Annotated in this window: 5 protein-coding genes; 3 read left to right on the top strand and 2 right to left on the bottom strand. The window is 68.2% G+C overall.

The annotated features are described in order from the left end of the window. Both QZ609_RS23710 and mutM read right to left on the bottom strand, forming a co-directional pair. The coding region (locus tag QZ609_RS23710) for a dynamin-like GTPase family protein (RefSeq protein ID WP_295500095.1) at positions 1 to 1,390 on the bottom strand (1,390 nt) is incomplete at its 3' end. Between the two features lie 278 nt (positions 1,391 to 1,668). Beyond that, positions 1,669 to 2,547 carry a bifunctional DNA-formamidopyrimidine glycosylase/DNA-(apurinic or apyrimidinic site) lyase gene (mutM, locus tag QZ609_RS23705; protein WP_295500093.1) on the bottom strand — a complete coding sequence of 293 codons (879 nt, stop codon included), beginning with the start codon at positions 2,545 to 2,547 and terminating at the stop codon, positions 1,669 to 1,671. Positions 2,548 to 2,647: 100 nt separating this feature from the next. Here mutM and QZ609_RS23700 point away from each other — a divergent pair, with 100 nt between their 5' ends. From QZ609_RS23700 to ispE, 3 genes are all read left to right on the top strand, one after another. Continuing rightward, positions 2,648 to 4,606 carry a tetratricopeptide repeat protein gene (locus QZ609_RS23700; protein WP_295500091.1) on the top strand — a complete coding sequence of 653 codons (1,959 nt, stop codon included), beginning with the start codon at positions 2,648 to 2,650 and terminating at the stop codon, positions 4,604 to 4,606. Then, a complete protein-coding gene (gene lolB, locus QZ609_RS23695) occupies positions 4,606 to 5,217 on the top strand; it encodes a lipoprotein insertase outer membrane protein LolB (protein WP_295500089.1) in 612 nt (203 codons plus the stop codon). Before QZ609_RS23700 ends, lolB begins: the two co-directional genes overlap by 1 nt. An 18-nt stretch (positions 5,218 to 5,235) precedes the next feature. Continuing rightward, positions 5,236 to 5,875: 4-(cytidine 5'-diphospho)-2-C-methyl-D-erythritol kinase (gene ispE, locus QZ609_RS23690; protein ID WP_295500087.1), on the top strand; the 640-nt coding region annotated here is incomplete at its 3' end.

Raw genomic sequence — 5,875 nt, 5'->3', positions numbered from 1 at the left:
TGTCGTCGCGCAGGCCGCGCGAGAACACGCGCTCCTTCATCTTCTCGCGCGCCTCACGCATGGTCGTGCGGATCTGCTTGAGCTGCACGCTCTTGATGATCTCCGCGCTATGGCGGCCGAACACCGTGCGCAGCGCCTGGAACTTGGCGATGCTCTGCTCGAACTCTTCCTTCTCGCCCTGCACGCGCGTGAGCATGTGCTTGACCATCGTGTGGTTCTTGCCGCGCAGGCCGCGCAGCTCGAACAGCTGCTCGACGATGTCGCGGCGGCGCATCTGCAGCAGCTGCTGCGCGCCGGCAGCCATGTCCTTCACCGCCAGTTGCACCTGCTCGGTGACGATCTCGCGACGCTGGGGAATCAGCTGGTCGGACAGCACCGACTCCAGCTCCGGCAGACGGCTCTTCGCGAGCAGCGCACCGTCGTGGCTGACCTTGGCCAGCAGGCCCTTCTGCGCCGACACCGGATACACGCGCTCGACGTCGATGTCGAGCACCTGCGCCGTGGTCATGATCTGGCGGCTGACTTCGCTCTCGATTTCCTGCTCGGTCTTGAGCGGGTCCCACAGGCCGTCGACCTTGTTGAGCACGGCGATGCAGCCCTTGCGCTGGCCGCCGCCCACGTGCGTGCGCCACAGCTCCAGGTCGCTCTTGGTCACGCCGGCGTCGGCCGCGAGCACGAACACGACCACGTGCGCGTCCGGAATCAGGCGCAGCGTCAGTTCAGGCTCCGTACCGATCGCGTTCAGGCCCGGCGTATCCAGGATCACCAGACCCTGCTTGAGCATCGGATGCGGGAAGTTGATGATCGCGTGGCGCCACTTCGACACTTCCACCGTGCCCGCGGCGTCCACCGCAAAAGCGGCATCCGGATCGGCGTCGTTGTACAGGCCGAGCTGCTCGGCCTCTTCCTTGGGCACGCGCACGGTTTCCACCACGTGGCGGAACGCTTCGAGCATGCCCTCGGGCGACGACGGATCCAGCGGCACCGACAGCCAGTGGCTCCCGGCATCGCGGAAGTCAGCAGTCGAGGCGTCGTGCAGGCGCGTCTCGATCGGCAGCAGACGGATCGACGGCGGGTTGCTCTCGTCGTACATCAGCTCGGTCGGACACATCGTGGTCCGGCCCGCCGACGACGGCAGGATGCGGCGGCCGAAGTCCGCAAAGAAGATCGCGTTGATCAGCTCGCTCTTGCCGCGGGAGAACTCGGCAATGAAGGCGACCTTGAGCTTGTCGCTGCGCAGCACGCCGCGGATGCGCTGGGCGCGCATGTCGGCCTGGGCGTCGTACAGCTCCTGGGCTTGCAGCCAGTCCTGGAATTCCCCCACCGATTGCAGTACCGATGCGCGCCAGGTGCTGTACTGCTCGAACTGTGTGCTCAGTGTGTTGTTCATCGTTCTGTCTTGTTTTGTGCGCGACCCGACAATGCAAAATGCGCGCGCTCTCCCGGCATCGCAGCTACCGCCTATTACGGCACATAAATGCACAAATTTAGGTGGAACGATACAGGGAACTGCCCCATTTCGGTGGAACTTTCCACGCTGTGGCAACGGCTGGCGCGGCAAGTGTTGCGGGATGCCATCGGCGGCCGCACACCCTACTTCGAAATCCTTGCGAAATGCCTTGCAAGGCGCTCCACCAGCCGGTTTGGGCGGCCGCTGCGGCGGGCTCGTCAGCGCTGGCAGCTTGGGCAGTAGAACGTCGAGCGCTGGCCCTGCACGATCTGGCGGATCGGGGTGCCGCACACCCGGCAAGGCAGGCCGGCGCGGTCGTAGACGAAGGCTTCCAGCTGGAAATAGCCGCTCTGGCCGTCGGAGCCGACGAAATCGCGCAGGGTGCTGCCACCGCGCGAGATGGCATCGGCCAGGGTGGCGCGGATGGCCTCGGCCAGCGCCGCATAGCGCGGCCGGCTGATGCGGCCGGCCGCGGTGGTGGGCCGGATGCCAGCGCGGAACAGGCTTTCCGAGCAATAGATATTGCCGACGCCGACCACAATGTCGCCGGCCAGCAGCACCGTCTTGATGGCGGCGCTACGGCCGCGCGTGCGGGTGTGCATCCAGTCGCCGTTGAAGCGCGCGTCGAAGGGCTCGATGCCGAGATTGCGCAGCAGCGGGTGCTCGGCCAATGCGTCTTCATCCCCGGCGTGCCACAGCACGGCACCAAAGCGGCGCGGGTCGCGGTAGCGCAAGGTCACCACTGCCCCGCCGGCGTCGGCGAGCTCGAAGTCGACGTGGTCGTGCGGGCCTGGAGGCACCGGCGTCTCGAGCACGCGCAGGGTGCCGGTCATGCCCAGGTGGATCAGGAGCCAGCCGCCCGTTGGGTCGGGCAGCCGTCCGGCAGGGTGGCTCGCGTCGGGCATGCATTCGATCAGCAGGTACTTGCCCCGGCGCAGCAGGCGCGTGACGGTCAGGCCGGCCAGCAGCTCGGGCAATGCCGGATCGATCGGCCAACGCAGCCCATGATGGCGCACCACGGCGCACACGATGCGCCGCCCCGTCACATGCGGCACGAGCCCCAGGCGGGTGACTTCGACCTCTGGCAACTCAGGCATCGAACCTCCGTGACATGTGACGCTCCAATTCTTTTTACCGATTCGGCGATTGTAGTGGTCAGGCTACAATGGCCCGAACCGATTCCGGAGTCTCTAGACCATGCCGCACGCCTCCCCCCGCCTGCCCGCGACGCAACGTTCCGCGCGCTTTCCGCGCAGCCGGGCGCTTCTGCTCGCCTCGCTGCTGGCGGGAGGGTTGACCAGCTTGCCGGCAGGGGCCTTGACGCTAACGCCGCTGACGCCGCCCGCGCCATCGTCCGCCCTGTTGGCGCAGGTGAAGCCCGCGGAAGGCAAGGCCGCACCGCACGCCGCCGTCCAGCCGGAAAAATCGCGGCCACGCGGCAGCCTGCTCGGCACGGAGCGCACCGACCTGCCAGCCGTGCCGCTCAACGAAGACATCATGTACCGCGTGCTGGCGTCGGAAGTGTCGCTGCAGCGCGGCCTGGTCGAGCCGGCGTATCGCACGTACCTTGACCTCGCGCGCGATACGCGCGACCCGCGCTTTGCCCAGCGCGCCACCGAGATCGCCTTCCTGACCCGCTCCCCCGCCCAGGCGCTGAACGCCTCGCGGCTGTGGGTCGAGCTGTCGCCGACCTCGATGCCAGCGCGCCAGGTGCAGCAACTGCTGCTGGTGGCGACCGGCCAGTGGTCCGAAGTCGAGCCGATGCTGCTGGCGCAGTTGAACAAGGTCTCGCCGGGCCAGCGTGCCGATGCCATCCTGCAACTGCAGCAGCAGATGTCCAAGAGCAACGACCCAGTTGGTGCCGTGACCGCCCTGCAGCACATCACCGTGCACGACATGCAGCGGCCGGAGACGCATCTGGCGCTGGCGCGCGCCAGGGTGGTCGCCAAGGACAACCCCGGCGCGCTGTCCGAGCTCGACACCGCGCTCAAGCTGCGCCCCGGCTTTGAAGACGCCGCCATCCTCGCCGCCGAACTGCGCGCCGACGACAACCCCGACGCCGCCATCGCCGGTCTGCGCAGCTTCCTGAAGGTGGCGCCGGCCTCCATCGACGGCCACCTCGCGCTCGCCCGCATGTACCTGGTGCGCAACGACCAGGACAAGGCGCGCGCCGAGTTCGAAGCGCTCAAGAAGATCGCCCCCAAAGATGCGCGCATCACGCTCGCGCTGGGCCTGCTGAACCTGCAGCAGCGCCAGTACGACACCGCCGAGCGCTACCTGAAGGACTACGTCGCGGCGACCGCCAAGTCGCCCTCGCTGAGCCCCGAACCCGGCTACCAGGCGCTGGCCCAGCTGGCCGAAGAGAAGCACGACTACGCCGGCGCCATCGCCTGGCTGGACAAGATCACCGGTTCGGCCAGTGGCGACGCCGACGGCCAGATCGTGCTGGCCGCCGGCATCAAGCGCGCGCAGCTGCTCGGCAAGCTGCGCCACATCGACGAAGCCCAGCAGGCCTTCGACGAACTCGTCGCCGATTCGGAAGACATCCCCGACGGCCCGCGCCGCCAGGCCCTGATGGACGGCATCCGCCAGGCCGAGATCGGCATGCTGATGGACGCCAAGGCCTACGGCCGCGCCCGCGCCCGCGTGAGCGAGCTGCTCAGGAACGACCCGGACAACGTCGAATACTCGTACCAGCTCGCCATGCTCGAAGAGCACGACGGCCACTACGACAACATGGAAACCCTGCTGCGCAAGGTGATCGACCTGCGCCCGGGCCAGGCCATCGGCTACAACGCGCTCGGCTATTCGCTGGCCGATCGCAACGTGCGCCTGCAGGAAGCGCAGGAACTGCTCGAGAAGGCCGTCTCGCTGGCGCCGGACGATCCCTACATCGCCGACAGCCTCGGCTGGGTCAAGTACCGCCGTGGCGACCTGCCCGCCGCCACCGACATCCTGCAGAAAGCCTGGAGCGCCGCACCGCAGGCCGAGATCGGCGCGCACCTGGGCGAGGTGCTGTGGCAAGCGGGCAAGCAGGACGACGCCCGCAAGGTGTGGACGGAAGCCGCCAAGCTCGACATCAACGACACCACGCTGCGCGATACGCTGCGCCGCTTCGGCCAGCCCATCCCAGGCGCTCCCGCGAGCGCGAACTGATGGCGATGCGGGTTTCGCGCGCACTCGGTGCGCTCGTGCTGGGTGCGGGCTGCGCGCTGTTTGCCGGCTGCGCCAGCGTGCGTCCGGCCAATGATCTCTTCGCCGGCGCCCAGGACGGCGACGCCACCATCACGCGCTACCAGGGCCGCTTCTCTGCGCGCTACATGCAGGGCGACGCGCAGCAGAGCGCGGTCGGCAGCTTCCTGTGGCGCGAGCGCGGCACCGACGTGCAGCTCGAGCTGATGTCGCCGCTGGGCCAGACGCTGGCGATCGTCAGCCAGAGCGAGCGCGGCGCCACGCTGGAACTGCCCAACCAGGCCCCGCGCCGCGCGCCCGAAGTGGACACGCTGATGCAGGATGCGCTCGGCTTCTCGCTGCCGGTCTCCGGCCTGCGCGACTGGCTGCGCGCCCGTCCGGCGCCCGGCACCCCGGCCCGCGTGGCACGCGACGCGCAAGCGCGCCCCGAGACCATCGAGCAGAACGGCTGGACCGTGCGCTATGTGAGCTGGAGCGATGACAGCGTAACGGATGCGCGCGTGCACCGGCTGGACCTCGACCGCTTGCAGGACGGCAATGGCCCGCTCTCCGTGCGCCTCGTGCTCGACCAGTAACACCGTCACCGTTTGATCATGCCTTCCGCGCCCGCCGAACTGCGCGACTGCCCCGCGCCCGCCAAGCTCAATCTCTTCCTGCACGTGGTCGGCCGCCGGCCCGACGGCTACCACCTGCTGCAGACCGTCTTCCAGTTGATTGACTGGTGCGACACGCTGCACTTCGCACGCCGCACCGACGGCCGCCTCGTGCGCACCACCGACATCCCCGGCGTGCCGGCTGACGACGACCTCGTGATCCGCGCCGCACGCCTGCTGCAGGCCGAGACCGGCTGCCGCTACGGCGTCGACATCGCGGTGGAAAAACGCCTGCCGATGGGCGGCGGCATCGGCGGTGGCTCGTCCGATGCGGCGACCACGCTGCTCGCGCTCAACCGCCTGTGGGGCCTCGACCTCCCACGCACGAAGCTGATGGCGCTCGGCCTGCAGCTCGGTGCCGATGTGCCCTTCTTCGTGTTCGGCCAAAACGCCTTCGCCGAGGGCATCGGCGAAGAACTGACGCCCGTCGCGCTGCCGCCGGCCGCGTTCGTGGTGATCCATCCGCGTGTCCATGTCCCCACGCCCGCAATTTTTTCCGATGAGGGGTTGACACGTGACACACCGCTCACCATAATTACGGACTTTCCTGCCCGTCAAAATGTTTTCGCTTACGGTCGCA

The sequence above is a fragment of the uncultured Ralstonia sp. genome, from assembly GCA_913056305.1.
Classification (GTDB): Bacteria; Pseudomonadota; Gammaproteobacteria; order Burkholderiales; family Burkholderiaceae; genus Ralstonia.
Note: the sequence above shows the minus strand (reverse complement) of the source record. Positions and strands in the feature narration are given on the sequence as shown.